The sequence below is a fragment of the Acinetobacter sp. 1294243 genome, from assembly GCF_000588015.1.
In the GTDB taxonomy this organism is placed as follows: Bacteria; Pseudomonadota; Gammaproteobacteria; order Pseudomonadales; family Moraxellaceae; genus Acinetobacter; species Acinetobacter pittii.
The window spans coordinates 103,356-130,313 of record NZ_JFXG01000001.1; the positions used below are offsets into that span (position 1 = coordinate 103,356).

The 26,958-nt window shown below is 37.5% G+C and carries 29 protein-coding genes and 2 pseudogenes; 24 read left to right on the plus strand and 7 right to left on the minus strand.

The window, feature by feature from the left end; all coding sequences use genetic code 11:
* Positions 1–103 precede the first annotated feature (103 nt).
* The 5 genes and pseudogenes from J655_RS25475 to J655_RS05470 form a co-directional block, all read left to right on the plus strand.
* Positions 104–361: pseudogene (locus J655_RS25475) on the plus strand (TetR family transcriptional regulator); the annotation flags it as partial.
* Positions 362–656: 295 nt separating this feature from the next.
* Entirely contained in the window at positions 657–989 is a 333-nt protein-coding gene (locus tag J655_RS0104130) for a hypothetical protein (RefSeq protein WP_228132269.1), read from the plus strand.
* 328 nt (positions 990–1,317) lie between these two features.
* Positions 1,318–1,665: a TonB C-terminal domain-containing protein gene (locus J655_RS05460; protein ID WP_017403358.1), complete on the plus strand. Its 348-nt coding sequence runs from the start codon at positions 1,318–1,320 to the stop codon at positions 1,663–1,665.
* Positions 1,666–1,858: 193 nt separating this feature from the next.
* Positions 1,859–1,999: a hypothetical protein gene (locus J655_RS24260; protein WP_000770264.1), complete on the plus strand. Its 141-nt coding sequence runs from the start codon at positions 1,859–1,861 to the stop codon at positions 1,997–1,999.
* Between the two features lie 190 nt (positions 2,000–2,189).
* Complete coding sequence (locus J655_RS05470) at positions 2,190–2,426, plus strand: hypothetical protein (RefSeq protein WP_017481067.1); 237 nt, start codon at positions 2,190–2,192, stop codon at positions 2,424–2,426.
* 254 nt (positions 2,427–2,680) lie between these two features.
* Here the strand turns inward: J655_RS05470 and J655_RS25285 are convergent, their stop codons facing one another.
* The gene (locus J655_RS25285) at positions 2,681–2,857 is read right to left on the minus strand and encodes a hypothetical protein (RefSeq protein WP_162900695.1); all 177 of its coding nucleotides are present in this window, start codon (positions 2,855–2,857) and stop codon (positions 2,681–2,683) included.
* Positions 2,858–3,208: 351 nt separating this feature from the next.
* On the opposite strand from J655_RS25285, the gene J655_RS0104135 reads away from it, so the two are divergent.
* Positions 3,209–3,424, plus strand: a complete 216-nt coding sequence (locus J655_RS0104135) for a hypothetical protein (RefSeq protein WP_017481069.1) — start codon at positions 3,209–3,211, stop codon at positions 3,422–3,424.
* 125 nt (positions 3,425–3,549) lie between these two features.
* On the opposite strand, the gene J655_RS0104140 is transcribed toward J655_RS0104135, so the two are convergent.
* Positions 3,550–4,014, minus strand: coding sequence for a DoxX family protein (locus tag J655_RS0104140; protein WP_025468395.1), 465 nt, complete (start codon positions 4,012–4,014; stop codon positions 3,550–3,552).
* Positions 4,015–4,260: 246 nt separating this feature from the next.
* Here J655_RS0104140 and J655_RS05475 point away from each other — a divergent pair, with 246 nt between their 5' ends.
* From J655_RS05475 to J655_RS05485, 3 genes are all read left to right on the plus strand, one after another.
* Complete coding sequence (locus tag J655_RS05475) at positions 4,261–4,620, plus strand: hypothetical protein (RefSeq protein ID WP_017481071.1); 360 nt, start codon at positions 4,261–4,263, stop codon at positions 4,618–4,620.
* A gap of 205 nt (positions 4,621–4,825) precedes the next feature.
* Positions 4,826–5,317 (plus strand): hypothetical protein, encoded by a 492-nt coding sequence (locus J655_RS05480; RefSeq protein ID WP_050675379.1) that lies wholly within the window; start codon positions 4,826–4,828, stop codon positions 5,315–5,317.
* Positions 5,318–5,444: 127 nt separating this feature from the next.
* A complete protein-coding gene (locus tag J655_RS05485) occupies positions 5,445–5,828 on the plus strand; it encodes a hypothetical protein (protein WP_005074246.1) in 384 nt (127 codons plus the stop codon).
* Positions 5,829–5,865: 37 nt separating this feature from the next.
* Here J655_RS05485 and J655_RS05490 read toward each other — a convergent pair whose 3' ends face one another.
* Positions 5,866–6,798 (minus strand): LysR family transcriptional regulator, encoded by a 933-nt coding sequence (locus J655_RS05490; protein WP_032006244.1) that lies wholly within the window; start codon positions 6,796–6,798, stop codon positions 5,866–5,868.
* 99 nt (positions 6,799–6,897) lie between these two features.
* Here J655_RS05490 and J655_RS05495 point away from each other — a divergent pair, with 99 nt between their 5' ends.
* From J655_RS05495 to J655_RS05505, 3 genes are all read left to right on the plus strand, one after another.
* The gene (locus J655_RS05495) at positions 6,898–7,332 is read left to right on the plus strand and encodes a DMT family transporter (RefSeq protein ID WP_002113861.1); all 435 of its coding nucleotides are present in this window, start codon (positions 6,898–6,900) and stop codon (positions 7,330–7,332) included.
* 9 nt (positions 7,333–7,341) lie between these two features.
* Entirely contained in the window at positions 7,342–7,797 is a 456-nt protein-coding gene (locus J655_RS05500) for a DMT family transporter (protein ID WP_119026717.1), read from the plus strand.
* Positions 7,798–8,008: 211 nt separating this feature from the next.
* Positions 8,009–8,707: an IclR family transcriptional regulator gene (locus tag J655_RS05505; RefSeq protein WP_002113797.1), complete on the plus strand. Its 699-nt coding sequence runs from the start codon at positions 8,009–8,011 to the stop codon at positions 8,705–8,707.
* A 61-nt stretch (positions 8,708–8,768) separates the two neighbouring features.
* On the opposite strand, the gene J655_RS05510 is transcribed toward J655_RS05505, so the two are convergent.
* Together J655_RS05510 and J655_RS05515 are read right to left on the minus strand one after the other, a co-directional pair.
* Positions 8,769–10,088, minus strand: coding sequence for an MFS transporter (locus J655_RS05510; protein ID WP_032006243.1), 1,320 nt, complete (start codon positions 10,086–10,088; stop codon positions 8,769–8,771).
* Positions 10,089–10,163: 75 nt separating this feature from the next.
* Positions 10,164–11,153: a hydroxyacid dehydrogenase gene (locus J655_RS05515; protein WP_080973570.1), complete on the minus strand. Its 990-nt coding sequence runs from the start codon at positions 11,151–11,153 to the stop codon at positions 10,164–10,166.
* 210 nt (positions 11,154–11,363) lie between these two features.
* Between J655_RS05515 and J655_RS05520 the strand changes: the two genes are divergently transcribed.
* From J655_RS05520 to J655_RS0104145, 3 genes are all read left to right on the plus strand, one after another.
* Positions 11,364–12,041: an RraA family protein gene (locus J655_RS05520; protein ID WP_005074259.1), complete on the plus strand. Its 678-nt coding sequence runs from the start codon at positions 11,364–11,366 to the stop codon at positions 12,039–12,041.
* 156 nt (positions 12,042–12,197) lie between these two features.
* Positions 12,198–13,466, plus strand: coding sequence for a DcaP family trimeric outer membrane transporter (locus J655_RS05525; RefSeq protein ID WP_032006242.1), 1,269 nt, complete (start codon positions 12,198–12,200; stop codon positions 13,464–13,466).
* 61 nt (positions 13,467–13,527) lie between these two features.
* Positions 13,528–13,716 carry a type II toxin-antitoxin system Phd/YefM family antitoxin gene (locus J655_RS0104145; RefSeq protein WP_000435195.1) on the plus strand — a complete coding sequence of 63 codons (189 nt, stop codon included), beginning with the start codon at positions 13,528–13,530 and terminating at the stop codon, positions 13,714–13,716.
* On the opposite strand, the gene J655_RS05530 is transcribed toward J655_RS0104145, so the two are convergent.
* On the minus strand, positions 13,713–14,630 hold the full coding sequence (locus J655_RS05530) for a LysR family transcriptional regulator (RefSeq protein ID WP_032006240.1): 918 nt from the start codon (positions 14,628–14,630) through the stop codon (positions 13,713–13,715). The two genes, J655_RS0104145 and J655_RS05530, sit on opposite strands and share 4 nt — an antisense overlap.
* Before the next feature lie 98 nt (positions 14,631–14,728).
* Here J655_RS05530 and J655_RS05535 point away from each other — a divergent pair, with 98 nt between their 5' ends.
* The 3 genes from J655_RS05535 (at position 14,729) to J655_RS05545 (ending at position 19,287) form a co-directional block, all read left to right on the plus strand.
* Positions 14,729–16,111, plus strand: a complete 1,383-nt coding sequence (locus tag J655_RS05535) for an aspartate aminotransferase family protein (RefSeq protein ID WP_081403769.1) — start codon at positions 14,729–14,731, stop codon at positions 16,109–16,111.
* A 110-nt stretch (positions 16,112–16,221) separates the two neighbouring features.
* Entirely contained in the window at positions 16,222–17,790 is a 1,569-nt protein-coding gene (locus tag J655_RS05540) for a CoA-acylating methylmalonate-semialdehyde dehydrogenase (protein ID WP_032052087.1), read from the plus strand.
* Positions 17,791–17,895: 105 nt separating this feature from the next.
* Positions 17,896–19,287 (plus strand): amino acid permease, encoded by a 1,392-nt coding sequence (locus J655_RS05545; RefSeq protein ID WP_032052088.1) that lies wholly within the window; start codon positions 17,896–17,898, stop codon positions 19,285–19,287.
* A gap of 99 nt (positions 19,288–19,386) precedes the next feature.
* On the opposite strand, the gene J655_RS05550 is transcribed toward J655_RS05545, so the two are convergent.
* On the minus strand, positions 19,387–20,280 hold the full coding sequence (locus tag J655_RS05550) for a LysR family transcriptional regulator (protein ID WP_017481082.1): 894 nt from the start codon (positions 20,278–20,280) through the stop codon (positions 19,387–19,389).
* Positions 20,281–20,436: 156 nt separating this feature from the next.
* Here J655_RS05550 and J655_RS05555 point away from each other — a divergent pair, with 156 nt between their 5' ends.
* From J655_RS05555 to J655_RS05580, 6 genes and pseudogenes are all read left to right on the plus strand, one after another.
* A complete protein-coding gene (locus J655_RS05555) occupies positions 20,437–21,474 on the plus strand; it encodes a cupin domain-containing protein (RefSeq protein WP_032052089.1) in 1,038 nt (345 codons plus the stop codon).
* A 27-nt stretch (positions 21,475–21,501) separates the two neighbouring features.
* Complete coding sequence (locus J655_RS05560; protein WP_032052090.1) at positions 21,502–22,722, plus strand: 3-hydroxybenzoate 6-monooxygenase; 1,221 nt, start codon at positions 21,502–21,504, stop codon at positions 22,720–22,722.
* Positions 22,719–23,357: a maleylacetoacetate isomerase gene (gene maiA / locus J655_RS05565; RefSeq protein WP_032006235.1), complete on the plus strand. Its 639-nt coding sequence runs from the start codon at positions 22,719–22,721 to the stop codon at positions 23,355–23,357. The genes J655_RS05560 and maiA overlap by 4 nt, the downstream gene beginning before the upstream one ends.
* 32 nt (positions 23,358–23,389) lie before the next feature.
* Positions 23,390–24,091: a fumarylacetoacetate hydrolase family protein gene (locus tag J655_RS05570; protein WP_032006234.1), complete on the plus strand. Its 702-nt coding sequence runs from the start codon at positions 23,390–23,392 to the stop codon at positions 24,089–24,091.
* A gap of 111 nt (positions 24,092–24,202) precedes the next feature.
* Positions 24,203–25,546: pseudogene (locus J655_RS05575) on the plus strand (MFS transporter).
* A gap of 78 nt (positions 25,547–25,624) precedes the next feature.
* On the plus strand, positions 25,625–26,881 hold the full coding sequence (locus tag J655_RS05580; RefSeq protein ID WP_032006232.1) for an OprD family outer membrane porin: 1,257 nt from the start codon (positions 25,625–25,627) through the stop codon (positions 26,879–26,881).
* Positions 26,882–26,958 lie beyond the last annotated feature (77 nt).

Sequence of the window (26,958 nt, forward strand, 5' to 3'; positions counted from 1 at the left end):
AATCTTTTACCAAGTTCTATTTTTTAGAAAAAGAGGCCATAAAAGGTCTCTTTTTTCTTAGTTTTACTGCTTGAGGTGTGGTGGCATAATTGGGCGGCACAGCATACTTAAAGCCATTTTTGAAACTAAACAGATTTACTCGCAGGCCTACCACATGGCAATTGAGTATAGAAAATAGCTGCTTAAAGAACTTTTTGATTTGGTTTTTAGTTTGGACACTCATTCATTAAAGCCCGATGCCAATTTTTTTTTAAACTTAATTGATGGCTTGATGTTCCAGATTTTAAGCTCAAAAAGTTTGGAAGAGAGGGATGTGGTGGTGAGGTTTTTTTGTTCGGGTACATTAATCAGTTATTTTTAGCTGAGAATAAGCTGTAAATTGATCATTGGCTTAATACACCGCTAGAGAATTTTATAAAAAATAATCAGAAAATTGTAAACAAAAAAAGCGCTAACTGGGAAAAGTTGGCGCTTTGGATTTAAAAAGAATTAGACCATAATTAATGTAAAAAATCAGTTGTAAAAAAGTATATAATTTGTTGAATAACAATTATTAAGTATCTTGCTGAAGATTAAAAATACAATTATCTTTACTCACATGTTTGCAAACATAATAACTTTAACTTTATGAAAATTAATATTTTTAGGAATTTTCTATGTATATTTTAAGTGAGAACGGGCAAGAAGCCTTTTCTAAATTTATGTCAAATCTAGTTACTCAATCAGTATTAGGTTCGATTTGCTTATTATTACTTTATCGAGCTGTTCATTTACCTATCTGGACTTATCAGTGGTTAGTTTTTTGGATATTTACTTTAGCAATTATCAGTTTTTTATTTTTCTGGTGTTTCTCTAGCTTTATGCAATTTATTAAACCATTAAATAATGAATTGGATGAGCGAATTAAAAGTTTGGGCATTCCAATGAATAAGAAAGATACTTTAAAACAGAATTTTATTAATTTTTTTAAGAGAATTTATCTATCATGAAAACATGATAAAGTAATTTTTTGGCAAGTAATGCGACTTTTTGTCGCTATAGAAGTGCCTGCAATCTTTTTGTTCCTAGCTTCTGCAATAGGAGCAGTTCAAATTGCCGCAGCTCTTGGATGGTAATAGTAAATAATTTCCATTAAAGAAAAGATGGCCTTCAAATGAACCAGATTCGAAACTACCTTCGATAATAGTATTGTTATGTGTCCCTTTAAAAGATTTAGCTGGTAAATAAATACTAAAGCTCATATTATTTAGGTTATTCAATGATTTATTTAATCCTAGCATTTATAAAAATATGAGTAAACGTAACTATAGGTAAAATATGATAAAAAGATATTTAGTAAAAGGACTATTTGTTTTAACTCTTGGCATGTCTGTCTATGGAAATGATAAAGTTCCAAGTACTCATATTTCTAAATCAGCGCCAAAAGATCTAACAGCAGAGGCACGTATAAAACTTTATAAAAATGGTTCATTTGAGGTAGTTCTTACTAAGAGTAGTGGTGATCTAGAGCAAGATGAAAAAATTTTAAAAATGATAAGAGCTGCAAACTTTATGAAATTTCAGGAAAAGCTGAATCTTAGATATAAGAATCTGGATTATCCAGTTTACTTCACTCAACCATTTATAATTACTCCAGCTACAGACGAAGTTAAAACCGAAGAATAAATCTTTTTTGCGTTATAATGGATGTGATGTAAGTAAATTGCACTACTGACCTTAAAGAAAGCTCACAAAGATATGGGCTTTATTTATTACATAGTGCTTAAAAAATATACAGAAACCACCCTAAAACGAGTTGGAACGCTACAAACACGAATGATACTTTAAGTTTCACTCTTCCCAATAAGTGAGGTGAGCAATGAAATTGTTAGCTTTGATTAGTATGGGAGTTGCAGCGAGTTATTGGTATAAAACTATAAAAGATAGCAAGCCAACTCTTCTGAAACCTAATTTTGATGAAATAGTAAAAAACTTTGTATTAGCAGAATTTAAAGCCTAATGCATTTAATAATCTTAATTAACTAAAAAGCTCATCGGAAGATGGGCTTTTTTATTGTGATGGATCTTAAAATTACTTTACTGAAGAAGTCATTTAATTAGATGATCGATTTTTTAGTCATGAAAAAAATAATACAGCTCAAAGAACGGCGTGTTATGGTATGTAAACACCTCCAAAATATGGATTAGATATGTCAGACAATACAACGAAATGGCTTTGTGTAGGTGGTGTACTAAGTGGAGAATGGAGAGAGCAGCAATTAGAAGCTTTTGATGTTGATCCTAATGATTTAAATACTCATAGTTATGAACCCATGAAACTTATTAATCCTGTTACCAAAGCAGAACAGCACTTTTATGTATATACGGAGTTACAGGAACAGGCATATGAAAGGGCAATAAATTTTGCCTTATACAAAAATCAATAAGGATGAGAGAGCACTGAGGTGCTCTTTTTAATGAGTGGGTAAGTACTGGTTAACTAGAAATACAATTAAAAAAGCCCCTCATATCTGAGAGACTAGTCATATCAATTTTCTGGAATGAATGGCTGCAATTTCTTAAAATAACTAAACAAATCAAATTGATAAAAGTAGTTAATAGTATAATAAATCAGTGCACTAATTTATTCTTAATAGTAGCAAGACCTCAAAATAACTTCCAAGGCACTGTTAATAAGAAATTATTTGTTATTTGGATCAGGTTGATCATTATTCTCAGGCAGATCTTTTACGGTGCCAGGAACTTCTGATGGTTGAGTTTCAGTAGATGGTTGTGTTGCAGAATGCTTATTCATTTGGGCTTTAACGACATTAGCGTTGTTAGTTGTATTTTGAGAAAAACTTTTAAAACCTGACATTTTTATCTTCTTATCTTCACTAAGGAAAGTTCATACTACGCTTTAAATCACTTTACATTACGGTTGTTTTAAGACTGATATGTGTTGATATGTCATAGAAATGGACTTTATTTCGACTGTATATTTCGTAAATAAAATCAATTATATGTAACCTGTTGAGTCTTATCCTTTAAAACTAGAAATTATCCTATCTCAATTTCAAGTAGGGGTACATAAAGCACACATATATAAATTTTCTCAATGTACAGATGATTAAATTTTAAAAATTAATTTAAATTAGTTGCCTACAAAATATTGATAGTATAAAAATTTTGTTAAGCATAATATGTCTAATTAAATTGGAGCATATAAATGCTAAAAGACATTACAATTATTGATTACCAAGGAAAAGAAACAAGGGCACAGGCAAACTATACAGAGGAAAATACTAATAGAATCAATCATTCATCTAGAGTTCAGAGAACTAAAGTTGAATATATTTTATTAAGAGGTGAATTTATTTACCCTACTTTAAATATGGTTTTCAACAGTTCTGATGGCAACAGCTATTATATAGAATATAAATGACCTACTTCGGTGGGTTTTTTATGAGTGATCTATATATAAAAAGACCAGTTAATTGGTCTCTATTAGTCGAACATGTTTAGCTATAGGAAGTCCTGCTAAAGATTTATTATTAGCAGAACTTTTATTTACATATAATTTTTAAATAACAAATGATCAAGAGTTAAAGGATCAGGCTTTTTGGAAAGAATAAAAGTTAGAATAAATATATAAAGCAGATCATGAATATAAAAAAACCAACTTGTCCAAGTTATTAAATCTAGTCCTGATGGAATTGTATAGATGCCTACTGTGATGAATGCAATAAAACAAATAAAGATTAAGATCAAACAAGAAAGTTGAGTAAACAGCCCGATGGTAAGCAATAGCCCTAGTACAAACTCACAAAGAGACACAAAGACAGCCATGAATTCAGGAAATGGTATTCCTGCATGAATTATAGTATCCAACATAATTTGCTGATTCTTTTCTACAAATAGCTTGTTATAACCAGTTGTTAAAAAGAATAGCCCAACTGATATTCTTATTAAGGCTACGGAAAAATTACTAAATTGTGGTGAGTAGAGGGGATTTTGGTAAAATATTTTCAACATAGAGCGGGAAAAAAGTGGAGAAATATTCTAGAAATATGGATGAAGTGTTCACGCTTAAGCAAGTTTTGTGATGTATGATATTTGTCTTTCAATTCTTTACGCTAAAAAGAAATTGACTGATTTTATTTTAAAAATTAATAGATTATAACAATACAGTAAGCCCTATGCTATATGGGCTGTGGGCGGGGGGTTACCTTTCTAATTTATGATATATTGATTCTAAATAGATAATTAGTATTTAGAAATATGAAAAAGTATATTCTTTGGGGGCTTGTGATAAGCCTACTTTCAGCTTGCTCAAATAATGTATTAAATGCTGAAGCTCCTAAACAAGCTCAAGAACAGCAACAAAAGATAGAATCTAAGCCTCTAGTACCTAGCAAAAGTAAAGAATGGGATGCGTCTTTTGATTGTGATCCAGTTAAAGCTAAGAATCTCATAGGTAAAACTGATTTAACAGAAAAGCAGATCCTATCGATGACTAATGCAAGAGTCTATCGAAGTGCTTACATTGGGGAGCCAGTTACAGAAGAATTTCGCCCCGACAGAGTCACTATAGTAATCAACCCAGAAACTAAAAGAATAGTTGCTAGTATGTGTGGTTAACTTAGAAAATAAACAAAAAATAACGGATTATAATTTTTTGTTTTAGAAACTGTAATTTCCAAGCTTTTCCTTAAAAATATTATATTTACTTATAAAATATTAAGGGAAATCTTTAGGGGATTTGGCTTTCGCCTCAATTTTGGTTGGTTTTTATATAAACAATATATCGCTATATTTAAGTCTTATTTTTGACCAGAAGGTAAAAATGAAAAAAATATTAGCGCTAACAATTTTAATTTCATCATCTTGTACATTTGCTGCATCAAATGAAGGAATTGAGCAGGACATCCATAGTTATTCTTTATTGCATGGCGTTAGCACAGCAGAAGCAAATAAAGCATTATTTTTAGAAGCTAACCGAAACTCTGCCTTAGATGCTATTGAAGAAGAATTTAAAGGACGTATCGCTGGCATTTATATTGAAAACTTGCCTACATATAAAATTGTGGTCAGAGTCAAAGGTTATGGCCAGAATGAAAAGAGAAATATAGTAGTAGGAAACGCAATTTCTAAAGGTGAGCTGCCTATTGATATTCAATACGGGGCTAAAGAAAGTAAAGAAGAGGCTAGAAGTCAGATAAATAAAGTACTAAAGCTTGTAAAAAATTATTTTTATACCATTCAAACAGTTAGCTACAATGAAAAAATGGGAATATTGTTGCAGAAGTTGAAGGAAAAATTACTATTGAAAATTTAAAGAAGGTTGAACAGATACAATCCCTTTGGAAAAATCCAAATCTACCAATTGAAATTAAATTTGTTAATTGGTCTATTAAGCCATTATAGTTTGTATAATTAATTCTTCTAAGTAACGTTAAAATAACATGTTTATAGAATTTAAAGATTTGAAGAAAAAACGAAACATAGCTTTATTAATTGTAATTTTTCTTATTTTTAGTGGTGGGTATTTAGTTGTTAACAATAAGGGAAATATTCAAAGAGTTGAATCAGCGATATATACCGATAAAACTATAAGTGAGAAATTTGGAGAAATTAAAAGTTATAGTATTCGTAGTTTTGGATCGGACCATTATTCTAGTCCTAAGCGACCAGCTTACTCTTATAAGGTTGATATAACTGGTGAGAAAGCTGATGGGATAGTTGAAATTGATATGAGAAAAGATCAAGAACAGCTTAAATATCTATATACGATTAAAATTACGGATGTAAGTCCTCATAGTTTTCGTATACGAATAGGAAAACATTGATACATCTTAGTCTTTAAGATTTGTTATAAATCAAAAATTAATTCTGCCAATACGGTGTGTCTCCATAGATTTCTGAAAAATAATCTATCACTGCTCTAATATTGAGTGGCGGATGGCGGACATTTGGATAAATGGCTGCAATATGCTGGGGCTGTGATTTAATCGCGACTTCATATTCAGGTAAAAGCTTGATTAAGTCGCCTTGTTTTAAAGCCTCGCCAATCAACCAGTCCGGAAATAAAACAATCCCCATACCATGAAGCGCAGCTGTCATTAAACTCTCGGCATTGTTTGAAGAAAGTAAGGGGGTAATTGGATAATGTATCCATTCTTCATTGGGCTTTCTCACTAACCAACGGTTAGGACCTTCAAAACCTTTATAGACTAAGCATTTGTGTTGATTAAGTTCTGTTGGCTGATCAAGAACACCATATTCGGCAACATACTGAGGAGAGGCGGCCAAATGATACTTTTGTGTACCAAAAATACGTGCATGAAATGATGAGTCGGTCAGCGTTCCAATGCGAAATATTAAATCGGTGCTTTCGCGTAACGGATCTATAAATTCATCGGTTTGTATTAGTTCTATTAAGAGTCTTGGATAACGTTCTGATAAACCTGCCAACCACGGCGCAATATGCCGTTGACCAAAAAACATAGGGGCATTAATTCGGACGAGTCCGGATGGCTCTATAGTTTTATCTTGTAATGCCTTTTGTGCTTCATCAAATTGTTCGGTAATTCTTTTTGCATATTCAAAAAATAATTTGCCCGATTCGGTCGGTGTGATTGCTCGCGTATTACGGTAGAAAAGTTGCTGTCCCAATGCATCTTCAAGCTGTTGGATGGTTCGAGAAATCATAGATGCAGACACATCTTCTTTACGCGCTACATTCGAGAAGTTTTGTGCGTTATAAACACTAATAAAGAAGCGAAGCGTGCGGATATCAATCGAATTTGTTAAATCCATTTGTGCAATTTCTGCAAAAGTGATTCATGAATTATGCTGTTTTTCTGATGAATTGGCTACTTTAGTATTCGTTGCCTAGATACAGAAGAGGCAATGTAGATGCAAATTCTATTACTACTCCTAACGATTTTAGGGGGAATGGGGCTATCGGTCGAAGCAGGGCTTTTAGGGCCGTTAGGAAAGGAGGTGGGTGAGTTGTGGGCCACGTTTAGTATTTTTGGCGTGGGTGCAGCACTTACCTTTTTACTCATGCTGTTTTTTAGTCCACGTAATAGTCCTTCATTTTTTACGCTTCCTTCTTGGCAATTACTCGGTGGTGTTCTTGGCCCTGCTTACGTCATTATTTTGACCATTACCACTCCAATTATCGGTATTGCCATGACGATGATAGGCATTTTAGCGGGGCAGGTGTCTAAAAGTCTGATCATCGACCACTATGGTTTGTTGGGGACTCCACACCGAAAGGTAGACCGTAAACGAATTTTGGCACTCATCTTTATTGTTGTTGCACTTGTACTTGTCGCAAAAGCATAGGAGACGCGCATGACAATTTTAATGATTCTTCTCGCCGTCATTGGTGGTGCTTTACTGAGTGTGCAAGCTGCAATTAATGGTCAACTTGGAGCTAAGGTTGGTGTATTTCGTAGTGCTTTTTTGACTTTCTCGGTCGGTGCTTTAATTACAGCACTCCTTATTTTTTACTTTGAACCTAAACAAACCTTAACCTTGTTAGATGTTCCCAAATGGCAGTTGTTGGGTGCTATGTGTGGAGTGCCGTATATTGTCATTATGGTAATGGCCATGCAAAGAATTGGAGCTGCCGTAGCTACGGTAGCTGTAATTTTTGGACAACTTTTGATGAGTATCTTGATTGATAACTTTGGCTGGTTTGGTAATGAAATGCTCTCTTTTTCACCGTATCGATTAGGAGCGCTAATCTGCCTAGGGATTGCTTTATATTTTATCTATTCAAGTCAAGTAGTAAAAACAAAAAGATAGAGGCGTAATACACGCTTAAAATTGAAATTAATATAGCTCTCATTGTTAGTCGTAAAGCATACTAATAATGAGGCTATACTTCATATTTTAAGTACTTTGATAAATGAAAGAAGTTGCTGTCTAGAGATAGAATTAAAATATAAGAAATATGGTAAAGTTAAAAACCTAATTCAATACATTAAAATTGATATCAAGCTATTGTAGGAAAAACATGGTTAAAATTAAACCTCACCCAGCAACAAGCGGAAATGCATCGGCTGATCGCCTTTTAACTTTGTTAACTGCTTTTAGAATAGGTGATAAATCTTTAACCCTAGCAGAACTCGCAGAACGAACAGAATTAAATAAAGCAACCATCATGCGCTTAATCGTTTCGCTAGAAGATTTTGGTTTTGTTAACCGTCTTTCGGATGGCAGATATACGCTTGCCAGCGAAGTTATGCGTTTAAATACAATTTATCAAGATGCTTTAGATCTAGAAAGACATGTGGTGCCGTGTTTACAGCAACTTGTTGATGAAACTGGTGAAACTGCTTCATTTTACGTTAAACATGGGGCATATCGTCTTTGCCAATATAGAGTGAACTCTACCCATCGACTGCGTGTTCATATTCAGCCGGGCGAAGTTCGACCAATGGATGGGGCGGCAGGCGCTCAAGCATTGCGATCAACACACGAACAAGTTTTAGCGAGAACTGAACCTTTTTATTCAACGGGTGTAACGGAACCACATGCTGCTTCAATGGCATTGCCAGTATTTGACGCTCAAAATGATGTGGTTGGAGCATTAGTCGTTTCGGGGCCATCAAGTCGTTTTACTGCGGAAATTGCAAAATCTGTGGGGGATTTTTTCTTCAAAATTGCAGATGATTTGACCAAAAGTTTAGGTGGTAAGAGTATTCGTAATTAATTCTAATATTGTAGATATAAAAAAGGGGCTAATGATTTAGCCCCTTTTTTATGTATGCTATTTACGAAGTACTTTGTGGTTGGCTAAACAAAACAGCTTTCTTTCTAGACATAACGAAAACCATGATAGCCGACACGAGATTTAAGGCTGCAAGTGGAAGTAAGGCAATAGCGTGGCTTCCTGTTGCATCATGAATTGCGCCATAGATATTCACCATCATGCCGCCACCAATTAAATTAGCACATGCACCAATGGCTGCTAGACCTGCCGCCGTTGTAGTCGGTGACATCCATGAGGATGCTAAAGCCCAGAAAGGACCTTTCATAGAATAAGCACCAATTAATACGATACTGAGTAAAAAGATTGTGCCAATAAGTGAAGACGTGAACAAAGCAATTAATAAACCAAATGAGATCATCAATAGTGTGATTGCTGTATGCCAACGGCGTTCATTTTTACGATCAGAACTACGACCCCAAAAAATCATTGCAATAGAAGCTAAGCCATAAGGAATCGCATTTACTAAACCGATTTCTAAATTACTCAAACCAAATGATTTAATTAATTGTGGTGCCCAAACACTCATTGTACTTCCAGCAGCAGAAGCACCAGAATAAATAATGATCATAGACCAAATATATTTATTCTTTAAAAGTTGCCATAGTGAAATATGGCCAATTGGGGTTTTTTGTTGGCGTTCAAACTGTAATCTTTCAACTAACCAAGCTTTTTGTTCGCTATTGAGCCATTTTGCTTGTTCTGGTCGATCTGTGAGTGCAAATAGGCAGGCAATACCTAATAAAATGGCAGGGATACCTTCTAAAATAAATAGCCAATGCCACCCACGCATGCCCATCCAGCCATCTAGCGATAATAAAAGTCCAGATAGTGGTGAACCGATAAAGTTTGCACCTGGAATTGCCACCATAAATATTGCAACCATTCTGGCTCTATAGTTTGCAGGCAACCAATAGGTTAAATATAAAATTACACCAGGGAAAAAGCCTGCTTCGGCAGCACCGAGTAAGAATCGCATAATATATAATGATGTAGAGCTTTCAACGAATGCTGTTGCGGCTGTAATCACTCCCCACGTCACCATAATTCGAGCAATCCATACTTTTGCTCCAAATTTTTGCATGGCGAGGTTGCTGGGTACTTCAAATAGAAAATATGCAAAGAAAAATAAGCTACTGGCAAAACCAAAAGCAGTAGCTGTTAATCCAAGGTCTTCATTCATTTGTAATGAAGCCATACCAATATTGCCACGATCAATAATAGCGATGACATAACAAAGTGTTAAAAAAGGCAGTAATCGCCACGCCACCTTGCGCATCGTTTCGCGTTCAATCGCACTTACTTGAGAATATTCTGTAGACATAAAAAAATCCTTTTTTATATTCAGTATTTTAATTGTTCTCGCATCTAAAAGCTTAGAAACAATTGAGTTCCATGATTAGCTATTGAGTAACTTCCAGTTAGCGATAGCTCGTGGGTTTAGTAATTGGCCATCCCAAATACTCACAATCTGTTCAAGTGCTAAAAGACCGACGCGATTACGTGAATCTGTTGTGTTTGCTCCTATGTGGGGAGTCACAACCAAGTTAGGTAATTCCCATAGTGGATTATCTTTTTCTGGTGGTTCTGAAGAAAAGGTATCTAAACCTGCACCAGCAATTTTATTATTTTTTAATGCATCAACTAATGCAGCTTGATCAATTAATTCACCACGTGCGGTATTGATTAAGATGCTTGAGCGTTTCATCTTTTCAAATTGGGCATGAGAAAATAAGTGTCTATTCTCTGCTGTAAGTGGGCAATGTAGGCTAATAATGTCACTGGTTTCTAAAAGTTTTTCAAAGTCGTGTTCCTGTTCTACATAATCGAGCTCTGGCAAATTTTGTAAAAACGGATCATATACTTTTACTTTCATGTTTAAGGGAGCCACTAACTTCATGAGTATGCTACCGATTGCCCCTAAACCAATTAAGCCCAGTGTTTTACCATATAACTCCACGCCATTTGCACTTGCTTTGTCCCAATGACCTTCTCGAATACGTTGGTCTAACCATGTGACTTGTCGCGCAACATTAAACATGAGTGCAAAAGCGTGTTCGGCAACAGATTGTGCATTTGCGCCTACTGCAATAGTGACAGGAATTTTTCGTTCAGCAGCAGCTTGAGTGTCAATTGTGTCAAACCCAACACCATGTTTTGCAATCACTTTTAAATTATCAGAAGCAAAAATCATATCTCTAGAAAGTTTGCCTGTTCGAACAATGATTGCATCAGGTTGTTCATCATGGATGAGTTTTTCCATTTCATCTTTTGCCATGTAGGGTTCAGTTGGAATCAACTGAATATCATGGGACTGAGCATACAGTAACGCATCTGAAGTTAATGTTGGCCCCGTGATAAGAACTTTACGTTTCATTTTGACTTGCACTCCATTTAAGTATTTTGAGCAAAATACGTCCTTAATAATCCACATTATTAAAACGTCATTTCAAAAAAATAGTCAATAGTAAAAACTAAATTTAAAAATTGAGTGAAATTCAGCTCAAATTTAGTTTAAATTTAATTAAAAATGAAATGACATTTCAAAAAAATACTGTCATATTAATTTGCACAAGAAAACTGATGTAAGGGAAAAGTTATGGCAATTGGTTTTAGAGTGCTAAAAAACGACAGAAAAGTTGAGCAAAAATGGATTGAGCAATATCGAGATCTACCAGTCGCTAATGTAAGTGATTCAATGAACCGGATGACTTCAGGTGGGGCTCAATTAAGACCAATGCATAAAAAGGGATATCTTTGTGGGCCTGCCATTACAGTTAAGGCTCGTCCGGGTGACAACTTGATGTTGCACTATGCTATTGATATCGCCCAACCGGGAGACGTCATTGTGGTTGATGCTGGTGGCGATCTAACCAATGCATTAATTGGAGAGATGATGGTTGCGTATGCTATTAAGAAAGGTATAGCTGGCATCGTTATTAATGGCGCTATTCGTGATTCAGTTGTCATTGGAGAGGGAGATTTTCCACTTTTTGCAGCAGGAGTATCACATCGAGGACCTTATAAAGACGGACCGGGGGAAATTAATGTCCCTATCGCAATCAATGGAATGGTAATTGAACCGGGAGACTTAATTTTAGGTGATGAAGATGGGCTTTTAAGCGTGCCTTATGCAGAAGTTGAAGAAGTTTATCTGAAAGCAAGCGCCAAACATGCCGCTGAACAAAAGCAATTAGAGCAAATCGCCGTAGGTGAAAATGATCGTAGTTGGGTGATTAACAGCTTAAAACAAAAAGGATGTGAATTACCGGAATAAGGTTATTCAAAACCATTCAAACACAAAGGGAACTAGCGAAGTCAATGATTGAGCTTCGTTAGCCTATCTAAAGTTAATTCAATAATCATTATTTTACTGATTGAAAAATAGGAAATTTCAATTCGGTCTATGTGATTTCGTCTAAAGGAAAAGGACATGAAATATAAAGGGATAATTTCTTTATCATTATTAATGAGTATTACTTTGCAGCAAGCCAAAGCTGAAAGCGAAGATAACTCAGCGCTAAATGAAAAAATAATTAAACTACAACAGCAAATAGATTATCTCATGGAGAGGCAGAATTTAAATCAAAATAGCGGATTGAATAAAGCACCTGAATTGAGTCAAAACAAAACATCAAACACTGACAAGCCTGTTTCGGCTGAACAGACTAAAATTAAATTTTATGGAAATATACGTGTTGATGCTGCATATGATTTTGAAGGTTCAACGCGTTCAATTGCGAATAAGACAGGATCAATACCATTAGATAATTCAAACTCAACAAGCAAATCATTAAATGTTTCTGCCGCGACTTCACGTGTAGGGGTGGATATTGTTAAGCCCACCTCGAAAGGAGATTTGGTTGGAAAGCTAGAAGCCGACTTCATGGGAAGTGGTGGAGATAACGGTAATGGTTCGGTTCGGGTTAGACACGCTTATATTTCACTAGGAAATTGGTTAATTGGTCAGACGACTTCACCTTTTGTGAATAGTGATACAGCTCCAAGTTTGGTTGATTTTACAGGTGCGATGGGCACAGGAACTCAGCGTAATATTCAAATCCGTTATCAGCACATCGTTGATGCCAAACAAAAATTATTATTCGCTTTGGAAGGCGGTGATGTTGAAAATAAAAATGTAGAAGGTGGAAGCCGTTTTCCTGCATTAACCATGCGATATGAATTTAAAAATCCAGATTTTTTGGTTCAATTGCATGGCATGCTTCATGAAAATCGAGCAGTTTCTGACACGAATGAAGAGCAAACTAAACTTGCTTGGGGTGCTGGATTAGGCACAAAGTATAAGCTTTCCGAAAATGACTCAGTTGTGTTTAATTACTATCACATCGCTGGCGATAACCGTTACATGCTTTATTCAAAAGATAATGATGCCTTCTACTTTGATCAAAATCGGATGTATTTAAGTGAATTTGATTCTATTGAGTTAGGGTATCTACGCAAATGGAATGAAAATTTACGCTCTTCTTTGTCTGCTGGTAGTCTTATCTATAAAGATTCAAATTTTTCAGAAAATAATCCTGATCAAAATAAAAGGCTAATCAATGCAAGCGTCAATTTATTTTGGACGCCTGTTGAGAAAGTCGATCTCGGTGTTGAATACACCTATGGGAAGAGAGAAACATTTTCAGATTTAGAAGGGAAACTATCTCGAATCAACTTATTAGGTCGATACAATTTTTAATGTAATCACAGCCACTTTAATATCAGAAGTGGCTTTCTTTTATTTGAGAAGGACTAATATTGTGGAACAAATTAATTATGCTAATGCAAGATCACAATTTTCAAAGGTCATGGAAAGAGTGCTGTTAGGTTACGCCGTAAAAATTACACGAAAAGAGAAAGATGCTGTGGTTCTAATTAGTGAAAAAGCATACCTTGAATATAAAAATGCAATGTTTGAGCTCAATAAATTAAAAAACAAAGATTTTTAACCCGCAACAATCCGCTTCTCAAGCATCTCCATAAAAGTTTTTAAAATAATATTATGGTTTTTGCCTTTGTGAGTAATTAAACAAATGGGGGTGCTGTAATGCATTTTTTCTTTTGAAACAGCTTGCATAAAACCATCTTCAACCCATTTTTTTGCATAGTGGTCGGGTAAAAAACCCAAGAATTTTCCAGTTAAAATCAGAAATGCAATTCCTTCACGGTCACTTGCCGTCGCTTTACAGTCTAAAAGTTGGTGCAACTTTGCTGCTTCTGGTGTGATGGCATAATTAGGAAGGACTGCTTGCCATGTTTTTAACTCATCTAGATTTATGTTGCTGCACTGGCTGAACAACGGATGATTTTTGCCGCAATATAAAAATGAACTCTCGCTATATAAATCGAAATAGTCTAGACCAGACAATGGCGTCACAAGGGGGATAACGCCTGCGTGCAAACGGTTATCGAGCACACGGCATTCAATATCTGAAAGGGTGCTCATACTAATGTTAATAATCACTTCGGCATGTTCCTCTGCAAGTTGGGTCAACGTATTGGTGATATAGCCTCTAGGCATAGTCACAAGATTGTTAATAATACCGATATTAAACTCACCCTTAAGGCGGTTATGCATTTGGTTGACTTTAGAGCGGAAGTCTTCAATGGCTGCCGTAAGCACTTCTATATATTCTAAAATTTTCCGTCCTTCATCGGTCAGGGCAAATCCGGCACGGCCTCGCTGACATAGCCGAATACCTAAACGATTTTCTAAATCACTCATATGCAAACTAATTGCAGAACGGCTAATGCCAAGAATGCTTTCTGCAGATGTAAAACTATGACAGTCGCAAACCGTTTTAAATATTTTAAGTAATTTAATATCAAAATCAGTAACTTGATTTAATTTTTTAGGTTTCATTTAGTTTTGTTTTTTTAAATCTAAACTCAAGATAATTTGAATTTATCAAACTTATCACGCTATGTACACTCAAAACCATAATTTGAAAATAAACAGGAATGGTTATGTTTGATACGGATAAATTCAGCGACTCAGAGCATACATTGGATGCGGTTCAAACTAATAATAATATGCACATAAATTATCAGGCACACTGGATGCCTTTCTCTGCAAATCGGAACTTTGCTAAAGATCCGCGCATGATTGTGGGCGCAAAAGGATCATACCTAATTGATGATTCTGGTCGTGAAATTTATGACTCACTCTCAGGTCTATGGACCTGTGGTGCAGGTCATACGCTTCCTGAAATTCAACAAGCGGTAAGTGCACAATTAGGTCAGCTCGATTACTCACCAGCTTTTCAGTTTGGTCATCCATTGTCTTTTAAGCTGGCAGATAAAATTGTTCAACACATGCCTGAAAAATTACAACATGTTTTCTTTACCAACTCGGGCTCAGAGTCGGCAGATACGGCGATCAAAATGGCACGTGCGTATTGGCGTATTAAAGGTAAACCAAGTAAAACCAAATTGATTGGTCGTGCACGTGGCTATCATGGTGTAAACGTTGCGGGAACAAGCTTAGGCGGTATTGGTGGCAACCGTAAAATGTTTGGTCAGCTTATGGATGTAGACCATTTACCGCATACCTTGCAGCCGAATTTAACTTTTACCAAAGGTTGTGCAGAAACAGGTGGGATAGAACTTGCCAATGAAATGCTTAAGTTAATTGAGCTACACGATGCTTCAAATATTGCAGCCGTAATTGTTGAACCTATTTCTGGTTCGGCGGGCTGTATTGTACCGCCAACGGGCTATTTACAACGTTTAAGAGAGATCTGTGATCAGCATGACATCTTGTTAATTTTTGATGAGGTGATTACTGGTTTTGGCCGTCTAGGAACATGGACTGCCGCAGAATATTTTGGGGTAACACCAGATATTTTGAACTTTGCGAAACAAGTAACCAATGGTGCCATTCCTTTAGGTGGTGTGGGGGGGAGCCATGAAATTTACTCAGCCTTTATGCAGCAAGACTTACCTGAACATGCCATTGAATTTACCCACGGCTATACCTATTCGGCGCATCCAGTCGCTTGTGCGGCTGCTTTAGCTACGCTTGAAGTTTTAGAGAAGAAAAACTTATTAGCTCAATCTGCGGCATTAGCGCCAACTTTTGAAAAAATGCTGCATGGTTTAAAAGGCGCGCCGCACATTTTAGATATTCGTAATTGTGGTTTGATAGGTGCTTTGCAGTTAGCACCACGTGATGGCGATGCCACAATCCGAGGCTTCGAGCTTGGTATGAAACTTTGGAAAGAAGGGTTCTATGTTCGCTTTGGAGGCGACACGCTTCAGTTCGGCCCAATGTTTAACAGTACAGAAGCAGATATTGACCGCTTATTGAATGCTGTTGGCGATGCACTTTATCAAGTGAATTAAGGTTTATTAGGCATTTTACCGAGGTCTGTAATGCCAACAGACCCATCTTCAAAATCTAAATGAAAAATACAGTTTGATCTGAAAATTAATTGTAGTAAGGAGTAACAACAATGACAAATGGCCTAGAAGATTTTAGCTATGAAGAAGTTTCAACTGAAAATAGTACGCATAGTGAACAAGCCAAAAAAGTGCTAGGGCATTTCATTCAAGGAAGAATTGTATCTAAAACGGCAAGAAAACAGCCAGTTTACAATCCTGCGACGGGTGAAATTAGTAAAGAAGTCGAAATTGCAGATGCTCAAACGGTAAATGAAGCAGTTCAGGTAGCCGAACAAGCATTTCCTGCATGGCGAGATACACCAGTCATTAAACGTGCGCGTGTCATGTTTAAGTTCAAACAATTATTAGAACAAAATGCTGAAAAGATTTGCGCTTTGATTGGACAAGAGCACGGTAAAATTTCTCATGATGCTCAAGGCGAATTACAACGTGGTATTGAAAATGTTGAATACGCTTGCGGTGCACCAGAGCTTTTAAAAGGGGAATATTCAAAAAATGTCGGTCCAGATATCGACTCATGGAGCGAGTTCCAACCTTTAGGTGTTGTGGCTGGGGTCACACCGTTTAACTTCCCGGCCATGGTGGCTTTGTGGATGTTCCCAATGGCACTGGTTTGCGGTAACTGCTTTATTTTAAAACCTTCTGAAAAAGCGCCTTCTGTGGTTTTATACCTTGCAGAATTATTAAAGCAGGCGGGTTTACCTGACGGCGTGTTTAACGTGGTGAATGGTGATAAAGAAGCGGTAGATGCCTTATTGCATCATCCTCGTATTCAGGCGGTTAGCTTTGTGGGTTCAACACCAATTGCTGAATATATTTACCGTACTGCAACATCCACGGGCAAACGTTGCCAAGCATTAGGTGGGGCAAAAAACCACGCGATTATTATGCCTGATGCCGATATTGATAACGTAGTCACTTCATTGTTAGGTGCAGCTTTTGGTTCTTCAGGTGAACGTTGTATGGCATTGTCAGTAGCAGTTGCGATTGGTGATGAAGTTGCCGATGTCGTGATTGATAAGCTGACTCAAGAAATGAAAAAATTGAAGTTCGGCAACTATGCAGATGCAAGCAACGACTTTGGGCCACTTATTACCCAAGCACATAAAGACAAGGTACAAGCCTATATTCAAAGTGCAGAACAGCAAGGCGCTAAAATTGTGGTAGATGGTCGTGATGCAAAACCGGCAGGCTATGAAAAAGGTTTCTTCGTTGGACCGACTTTAATTGACCAAGTCACGCCGAACATGACCAGCTACCAACAAGAAATTTTTGGTCCTGTACTGCAAGTTATGCGTGTGAATACTATGCAAGAAGCCATGCAACTCATTAATGACCACGAATATGGCAACGGTACTTGTATCTATACCCGTGATGGGGAAGCAGCACGCTATTTTAGTAGCCATATTCAAGTTGGTATGGTGGGTATTAATGTGCCTTTACCGGTACCTGTTGCTTATCATAGTTTTGGTGGTTGGAAGCGTTCATTGTTTGGTGATTTACATGCTTATGGTCCAGATGGTGTCCGTTTTTACACACGCCGTAAAACCATTACGCAACGTTGGCCGTCTGCTCAGGTCCGTGAAGCAAAACAATTTTCAATGCCAACTTTAAATTAATTATTGCAACAAGGGGGAAAACAATAAGTTTTCCCTTTTTCATTACCGTAGGATTTTAAACATGTAATAGATTGTTTTTATAGATATATTTTTAAGGATTGAAATATGAATAATGATACAACAAAAAAATTAGGCGAAGGACTTTCAAATCGCCATATCACAATGATTAGTATTGGCGGTGTTATTGGTGCAGGTTTATTTGTAGGCTCATCTTCTGCAATTGCCAAGGCCGGACCAGCAGTGATTCTTGCATACCTGATTACCAGCATTATGGTATTTCTGGTCATGCGAATGTTAGGTGAGATGGCCGTTTTAGAACCAGACACTGGTTCATTTTCTACATATGCTCGTAAAGCGATTGGCCCTTGGGCAGGCTTTACCATTGGTTGGTTATATTGGTGGTTTTGGGTGCTTGCGATTCCTGTAGAAGCCATTGCAGGTGCTGAAATTTTACATTCGTGGTTTCCGAACGTTTCAGTTTCTATCTATGCGTTCTGTTTTATTGTGTTCCTAAGCTTAGCCAACTTTTTTAGTACCAAAAGTTTTGGTGAGTTTGAGTTCTGGTTTTCCTTAGTTAAAGTGGTTGCCATTATCGGTTTCATTATTATTGGTATTTTGGCAATTTCAGGTATTTGGCCTTTAGCTAAAAATGTTAGCGGTGTTGCCAATTTATACAATAATGCTGGTTTTATGCCGCACGGTATGGGAGGCATTTTATCGGCAATTTTAATTACGGCATTTTCATTCTTTGGCGTAGAAATTGTCTCAATTGCCGCAGCAGAATCATCAAACCCTAAACAGAAAATTAGACGTGCAACGAACCTCGTGTTGTACCGCATTATTCTTTTCTTCGTGGTCTCAATGTTTATTGCCGTTTCACTTGTCGATTGGCGTTCACCGGACTTACAGAAATACGGGACATTCCAATACGTTTTAATGAGCTTGAACGTACCGGGCACTAAACTCATCATTGATACGGTCGTGTTTATCGCCGTTGCGAGTTGTATGAATGCTGCGATTTATACGTCCTCTCGTATGCTATTTCGTTTGGGCACTCGTAGTGAAGCGCCACAAGCCGTAACTAAAATCAATTATACGGGTGTACCTGCAATAGCTGTGTTTTCTTCAACTTTTATTGGTTTAGTATGTTGTGTTATTAACTATGTATTCCCTGGAAAAGTATTTGGCTTATTGCTTTCAAGCACAGGGTCAATTGCTTTACTGGTGTACTTAGTTATTGCGTTCTCACAACTACGTTTAAGACATAAGTTAGAAGCAGCTGGAGCCGAAATACCATTTAAAATGTGGTTATTCCCATGGCTTACTTGGTTTGTGATTATTATTATTTTAAGTGTGTTAGCTTATATGTTCTTATCGCCAGCATATAGTTATGAAACCACTTTATCTTTAGGTGTAACTTCGCTTGTGGTTGTTTGTGGGTTGTTCGTCACGCGAAAGCGTAAAGCAACCAGAGCGGTTGCCATGAATTTGGATTAATTAAAAAAGATTTTATAAAGACTTTGTGTGGAGCAATTTATCCCTCTACTCAAAGTCTTTTTATTTTTATTAGATTTTAATAGTGTCTGATTAAATATTCTATTCAGAAAAAAGTTCAAAACATACTCTCCTTAACCATTGGTTGCTTGGTGTTTGATGAACTCGTGCATGCCAATGCTGCTTTACGCTATAAGTCGGAAAATGATAAGGCGGTTCTAAAACTTTTAGACCACCTCTGACTAAAAGCACCTGACTTAAATAATGAGGAATAGTCGCAATCGCGTCTGTGTCTTGAACAACCAAGCCAACCCCTAAATAGCTTGGCAAGCGAACTAGAATATTTCGGTTTACTCCCAGTTTTTGTAACTCATGCTCCAGCACGTAGTGCCCACCCGTTGCGAAAATATCAACATGTAGTTCTTGGCGAAATTCTTGGTCTGAAAGCGTTGTGCTTATAAGCCTCGGGTGTTCTTTACTGGCAATGCAAATATAACGTTGCTGGAAAAGTGTTTGCTGATAAAAACCTGCTTCAAGCTGAGGCAAAAAACCAATGGCTAAATCAATATCACCATTTGACATCATGATTGGTGTATTGGCATCAATGGGAACAATTTCTAGGCGAATGTTAGGCGCATGGGCACGTAAATAATTGATCAGTTTAGGTAATAAAACCAGATGGCTAATATCTGTCATGCTGATTTTAAACTGATAATTTGAGGTCTGTGGATCAAATTCAATATTGTAGTTTTGAACCAGTTTTAGTCGGTTCAGAATTTCTACAACCAGCGGATATATTTGTTTAGATAACTCAGTAGGTTGCATCTTATTTTCAATACGGACAAAAAGTGGGTCTTGAAAGTGCTCACGTAATTTATTTAAAGCAATACTTAAAGTTGGTTGTCCAATTTCAAGCTGTTCGGCAGCTTTAGACACACTATTATGTTTATAAATTTCAAAGAAAATTTGTAAAAGCCGAGTATCAAGATCAAACACTTTTTAATATCCTTGTATTGATTTTATCAATACAGACTATTGTTTTTTGTGCATGGATTCAACAATTTTCGATTGTTACATTGATGATCAAGGAAGAATAGGCCGTAAAAGTACAAAGCATTCTTGTGCAAATTGGCCTTAAATAGAGGATCTGAAATGGAACAGTTAGCAACGCTAGATGACTTACCGAAACGTTATCTTGGTCAACTTGAAGGATCAAATTTAGTCCCTTTATGGCCAAGTTTACGCAATGTATTACCTCCGCATAAACCGATGCCGCAGACCGTAGCAACCGCTTGGTATTTTCAGAATATTAAACCTTTATTGCTCGAAGCAGGTGAGTTAACACCAATTGAAAAAGCTGAACGCCGTGTATTGGTTTTAGCTAATCCCGGACATGGTCTGGAAAATATGAAAGCCAGTTCGGTCATGTATCTTGGCATGCAACTTTTATTGCCAAAAGAGTGGGCACCATCACATCGACATACCCCAAATGCAGTACGTCTGATTGTTGAGGGTAAAGGTGCGTATACGACTGTTGAAGGTCAAAAATGCATGATGGAGCATGGGGATTTAATCCTTACACCATCAGGGCTTTGGCATGAACATGGACATGATGGCGATGAGCCTGTGATCTGGTTAGATGTACTGGATTTACCTTTGGTTTATTACATGGAAGCTTCTTATGTACAACCGGGTGAAATTCAAAAAGTGACCAGTGCTGGAAATGCTCATCATTATGGAACGGGCATTGTACCAACAGCACATTTTACCCGTGAAAATGCCTCGTATCCGATCATGCGCTACTCTTGGAAAGAAACCAAAAAAGTTTTGCATGCGCTTGCCGATGATAAAAACCATCAAGCCCCAATTCAGGTGACTTACATCAATCCTGAAACTGGTAATGACTGCCAAAATATTATTGGTTACTCCGCTTTAATGCTCAGATCAAATGAAACTTTACAGCTCCAACCACGCTCTACTGCCCAAATTTTTCATGTGATTGACGGTCAGCTCCAAGTCAAAATTGATCAGAAAGATTTCAATTTAAATAAAGCTGATACGGCATGTGCACCATGTTTTTCACATATTGATTTAATCAATACCTCAGATCAACCATGCTATTTGTTTATTGCAGATGAAGCGCCCTTACAACGGAAATTGGGTCTGTACTCTGTGCGTGAGCGCCAGTAAATAGAATATTTTATAAGGATATAAATCATGTCAAATACTCAACAACCGATATTAATTGCTGGTGGCGGCATTGGCGGGGTTGCAGCTGCACTCGCTTTAGCAAAACAAGGGTTTAAGGTACAGGTTTTTGAACAAGCCCCTGAAATTGGTGAAATTGGTGCTGGAATTCAATTAGGTCCGAACGCATTTCATGCCTTTGATGCGCTGGGAATTGGTGAAATTGCTCGCAGTAAAGCGGTCTATACCGACTATATGGTCATGCATGATGCGATTGATGAATATCAGGTCGGCAAAATTCCAACCGATGAAAAATTCCGTGAACGTTTTGGTAACCCATATGCGGTGATTCACCGTGCCGATATTCATGGTTCATTAGTGGAAGGTGCTAAAAAATACGGCAACTTGGAAATTATCACTAATTGTCATATTCAAAAAGTTGACCAAGGTGATGCTGGCGTAACGATTACTGATCAAAACGGTACGCAATATCATGGTCAGGCACTTATCGGTGCTGACGGTGTTAAATCCGTTGTGCGTGATACCTATGTGGGTGACCCAGCATTGGTTACAGGTCATGTGGTTTACCGTGCTGTAGTACCTGAAAGCGAGTTTCCTGAAGATTTGAAATGGAATGCAGCAAGTATTTGGGTCGGGCCAAATTGCCACCTTGTGCATTATCCACTGCGCGGTGGAAAGGAATATAACGTTGTAGTGACGTTCCATAGCCGTGAGCAAGAACAGTGGGGGGTAACCGATGGTTCTAAAGAAGAAGTGCTGTCTTATTTTCAAGGAATTTGCCCGAAAGCTCGCCAATTGATTGAGTTACCTAAAAGCTGGCGCCGCTGGGCAACTGCAGACCGTGAACCGATTGAAACATGGACTTTTGGCCGTGTGACATTACTTGGTGATGCAGCACATCCAACCACGCAATATATGGCGCAGGGTGCATGTATGGCGATGGAAGACGCCGTCACTTTAGGTGAAGCGTTACGTGTTACCGACCATGACATTTTAAAAGCTTTTGATATTTATCAAAAAGCACGTGTGGCACGTACAGCACGTATTGTTTTGTCTTCACGTGAAATGGGCAAAATTTACCATGCCAAAGGTGTGCAACGCTTGGTTCGCAATGATTTGTGGCGTGGGCGTCCTACTGAACGTTTTTATGATGCAATGGAATGGTTATATGGCTGGAATGTCAATAACTGCCTTGATGCAGTGAAAAACTATCAAGGGAATGTGGCATGAAACTTTATAGCTTTTTCCGTAGCGGTACATCGCATCGAACCCGCATTGTGTTGAACCTTAAAGGTTTGGTTTATGAAGCAGCTTATATCTCACTCGCTAAAAATGAACACCATCAAGCTGCTTTTAAAGCTTTAAATCCGCAAGGATTTGTACCGATACTTGAAACTGAATCTGGAAACTTATTGCAAAGTCCAGCCATTATCGAATGGCTAGAAGAACAATATCCCGAACCCGCTTTATTGCCTACAGATGCATTGGGTCGTGAAAAAGTTCGTGCCATTGCTGCTTTAGTTGGATGTGATGTTCACCCCTTAAACAACAAGCGTGTTCTTGAATATTTACGCCAGTATTTAGGGCTGGATGATGCACAAATCAATGCATGGTGTGCCAAGTGGATTCAAGATGGATTTGCTGCTTTAGAACATATTTTGGAACAAGACCAGAATCGCGAAAAGTTCTGCTATGGCAAGCAACCGACCATTGCAGATGCCTATTTAGTTCCACAAGTAGTTTCTGCCGAGCGTTTTAAAGTCGATTTGTCGGCTTATCCAAACATTAATGAAATTTACCAACATTGCATGACCTTAGAAGCATTTCAAAAAGCAGCACCTGAACAGCAGGCCGATGCATTTTGAGTCGTGATTAACTTAATAGAAGGAATTCATATATGTCATTTATTTTTGAACCAATGACCACTGCGGGTCTATTTATTCACGGCTCAGCGCATAAATTTCCAGTACGCCGTGTGTATTGTGTTGGCCGTAACTATGCTGCTCATGCCCGTGAAATGGGGTTTGATCCAGACCGTGAACCCCCATTTTTCTTTTGTAAACCAAATGACCTTGAATCGATTGTTCCGGTAAATACAGCTGCGGTTGATATTCCATATCCATCTGAAACTTCAAATTTTCATTATGAAATCGAGTTGGTTGTTGCAATTGGTAAAGATGCCAAAAATGTCTCGGTTGAGGAGGCAGTGAACTATATCTATGGCTATGCAGTTGGTTTAGATATGACACGCCGTGATTTACAGATGGCAATGCGTGAAAAAGGTCGACCATGGGAAATCGGTAAGGCTTTTGATTTTTCTGCACCAGTTGGCCCAATTCATCCGATTACTCAAACGGGTGAAATCAATAGTGCCGATATTCATTTAACGGTAAATGGTAAAACCGAACAGCACAGCGATGTCAGTCATCTGATTTGGTCTGTGGCCGAAACGATTGCCAATTTGTCTACGCTATTTGAACTAAAAGCAGGTGATTTGATTTTTACAGGAACTCCAGAAGGCGTGGGTGCGGTAGTGAAAGGTGACGTTATGCGTGCAGACATTACTGGACTGACTGGAATTACGGTGAATGTGAAATAAATCAAATTGATCTGATTTATTGAAATAGGTGCTCAACCTAAATAAAAAATACAGTTGGGCACCTTTGCTAAGGATTGCATATACGCCAATGTATTGGCGAAAGGAGCTCTCATGTCTCAAAACTCTATAGACGTACAAAGTTTCATTGATGAAATACCGCTATCGTCTTTGCAAAAATTAATCATGTAGTTGTGTTTTTTAATTGTTGCGATTGATGGTTTTGATACCGCAGCAGTTGGATTTATTGCACCTGCTTTAAAGGCAGAATGGGGGTTGCAAGCAACCGATTTGGCACCTTTATTTGGTGCTGGCTTGTTTGGACTGATGGCAGGCGCACTCATTTTCGGACCGTTATCCGATAAATTAGGCCGTAAACCGATTTTGATTGGGTCGGTCATTATGTTTGGAATTGCCAGTGTTTTTGCCTCTTTTTCAGCAGATTTACAAACCCTAATTATTTGGAGATTTCTCACTGGTTTGGGTCTAGGTGGGGCTTTACCCAATGCAATTACTTTGACCTCTGAATATGCGCCTACATCTCGCCGTTCTAATTTAGTGACTATGATGTTCTGTGGTTTTACCATTGGTTCTGCTCTTGGTGGCATTTTTTCAGCTCAGCTACTTCCTCATATTGGTTGGCACGGTATTTTGCTCATTGGGGGAGTGTTGCCTTTAGCGACCGTACCTTTCTTATATTTTTTATTACCTGAATCTATTCGATTTTTAGTGCTTAAAAAGAAGAGCACCGAGAAAATTGAAAAGATTATTCATCGTATCGCACCGCATTTAAATAGCACACCAACTTTGGTTCCAACAGTCAATGAAGTTGAAAAATCAAGTTTGAAAGATTTGTTTAATAAAGGCTTTGCTCTAGGCACTTTTTTGATTTGGTTTACCTTTTTTATGAGCCTTCTCATTATTTATATGATTTCAAGTTGGATGCCTACTTTATTAACCAATGAGGGCTTTAATTTATCCAACGCATCATGGCTGACTTCAATTTTCCAAATAGGTGGAACCATTGGTGCGATTGTCTTAGGCCTACTAATGGATAAGATGGATGCAACCAAAATTTTAAGTACGGCTTATGTTTTTGGCGGATTCTTCCTGATTTGTTTAGGGTTTGGAATTGAACAGGCAAACACGGCTTTATTGATGTTTGCCATGTTTGGGGTAGGTGCAGGAATTAGTGGTTCGCAAGTGGGAGCAAACGCTTTTGCATCTAGTTTTTATCCAACACATTGCCGTGCAACAGGGGTAAGTTGGGCCAACGCAGTAGGGCGCTCAGGGTCGATTGTGGGGTCAATTATGGGCGGCTGGTTAATGTCATTAAATCTCTCCAGTTTTGAAATTTTAAGTATTTTAGCGATACCTGCATTTTGTGCCGCGGTTTCGTTGTTACTCATTAAACGTTTAAAGAAAAATCGGTCTCAAGTTTTAGTCGCTTCGAATTGAGTCAACACGATTCCACTGAACAAATATATGTCTGTGCCAAAGGATGGCGCAGACAATAATTAAAGGATGATTTATTTCATGAAATATTTAAAAATCGAATATTTAAAGTTTTCTACTCTTTTATTTATCTGTAGTGGTCATTCCTTGTTGTGGGCAGCAGATACCTCTCAACAAAGCGAAGATGAATGGAAGTTCACGCTAAAGAATGCCTATATCAACCGTAATTTTGATAATGATGCACTTAAAGACACGGGTAGTTGGTCTCAGGCAGCATCACTATTTTATAAATCGAAAATGCATGACACCCCTCTGCAAATTGCAGATAAGCCCATTACGATTGGGGCCGATGCTTCTGTTCAATATGCCATTCGCTTGAGCTCAGATAAACACGTTGCGGACACAGTTTTGCCTTTTAATAAAGAAACTCAGTCACAAGCCTCTGACTTCTTAAAATACGGCGCAACTTTAAAACTAGGATATGACAAAACCCTCTTAAGTGTCGGTGAACTCTGGTTAGACCTGCCTGTAACGGCTGTGGATGCCAGCCGACAATTGCTTGCTTCTTATTGGGGAACCAATCTTAAGTCGCAACTTTCAGATCAACTCTATGCCGAAATTGGACGGGTTGAAAAAGTCTCTCCACGAAATGAAGACGATTTTAAAAAGTTTTCTTTTACAGCGAACGGCATTACCAAAGAATCTGATGGTTTAAATTACATAGATCTGCGCTATCAATTTACGCCGTCACTCAAGGGTGAATACTATTTTGGTAATTTGGAAGACCTCTACAACAAACACTATGTAGGGCTTGAGCATAATTGGAAACAACCTAATTTCGCTCTTACTTCTAAGTTTAAGTACTTCAATGCAAAAGATGATGGCAACACTTTTGATATTGATGCGCAAAACATCGGGGTGCTAGAGACTCTTAAAGTAAAAAACCATACCTTTGGTTTGGGTTATCAACAGATTATCGGTGAGTCGGCTTATCCATTACCGGATGGCTTCTTACCAGAGACATATTTCATTAACTGGAACGCTACTGGATTCTTTAAAGAAGATGAAAAGTCTTATCATGTGATGTATGGCTACGACTTTAAAGATTATGTACCAGGTTTAAATGCGATGGTGAAATATGTTTACGGCCATGACTTTAAAGCAGCCAATGGTGAAAAAAACCATGAAACCGAATCGAATGTGATTTTAAACTATGCATTTCAACAGCCGTTCTTAAAAGGCGTTGCTCTGCAATATATTCGTATTGATTACAACGTTAAACATGGCAATGACTTTGGTGAAGATCGTCTATTTGTCAACTACACCAAAAAGTTTTAAAGACTTTTTAACACTCATCATTAAAAAAGAGACCGTAAAAGGTCTCTTTTTTCTCTCATATTCCAAGGTTTAGACTA